The sequence below is a fragment of the Collinsella sp. TF12-2AT genome (assembly GCF_003436735.1).
Taxonomy (GTDB): Bacteria; Actinomycetota; Coriobacteriia; order Coriobacteriales; family Coriobacteriaceae; genus Collinsella.
Genome location: NZ_QSQK01000030.1, coordinates 1 through 1,002 on the forward strand (window position 1 = coordinate 1; position 1,002 = coordinate 1,002).

The 1,002-nt window shown below is 67.2% G+C and carries 1 protein-coding gene; it reads right to left on the minus strand.

Annotated features, from left to right (window positions below; translation table 11 throughout):
* Positions 1–84 precede the first annotated feature (84 nt).
* The coding region (gene arcC / locus DXD24_RS10010) for a carbamate kinase (protein WP_147326366.1) at positions 85–1,002 on the minus strand (918 nt) is incomplete at its 5' end.

Sequence of the window (1,002 nt, forward strand, 5' to 3'; positions counted from 1 at the left end):
CGGAGCGGACTGCGGGGCTCATGAAGAGAGGCTAGTTTGTGGGCGTCTTGCCTGGCGCCCACGGGAGAGGCAACGGAGTAGGGGCTACTCGTGGATGCGGGTGCCGGAGAGGCCGGCCATGGTCTCGGCGGCCTTGTCCAGGGCGCCGATGATGCAGGTGCGGCCCTTGCGGGAGCGGGCGAACTTGATGGCGGCGCGGACCTTGGGCTCCATGGAACCCTTGCCGAACTGGCCCTCGTCGGCCAGGCGCTCGGCCTCGTCGGCGGTGAGGTCCTCGAGCTCCTCCTGGTTGGGCTTGCCAAAGTTGATGGCGACATGCTCAACGGCGGTCAGCAGGAACAGGACGTCGGCGTCGCAGTCCTCGGCCAGCAGCTCGCCGCCCAGATCCTTGTCGATAACGGCGGGAACGCCCTTGTAGCAGCCCTTGTTCTCGTAGTCGCGGACGACGGGGATGCCGCCGCCACCGCAGGCGATGACGATGAACTCGTTGTCGAGCAGGTTGAGGATGGAGTCAGCCTCGACGATCTTCTTGGGATCGGGGGAGGCGACGACGCGACGCCAGCCGCGGCCGGAATCCTCGACGAAGACCCTGGAGGGGTCCTCGGCCATGAACTCCTTGGCCTGCTCCTCGGTGTAGAAGGGGCCGATCGGCTTGGTCGGGTTCTTGAACGCGGGATCGTCCGGGTCGCACTCGATCTGGGTGACGACGGTGGCGGCGTGCCAACGCTTATAGCGCTTGTGCATCTCGCGGCCGATGCCCTGCTGCAGGTGGTAGCCGATGTAGCCCTGGGACATGGCGCCGCACTCGGGCAGCGGCATCTCGGGGGTGCCGATGGCGTCGTGGGCAGCGGCGAAGGCGTTCTGGATCATGCCGACCTGCGGGCCGTTGCCGTGGGTGATGATGATCTCGTTGCCCTGCTCGATGAGGCCGAGGAGCGCGTGGGCGGTGTTGCTCACGGCCTCGATCTGCTCGACGGGGTTGTTGCCGAGGGCGTTGCCGCC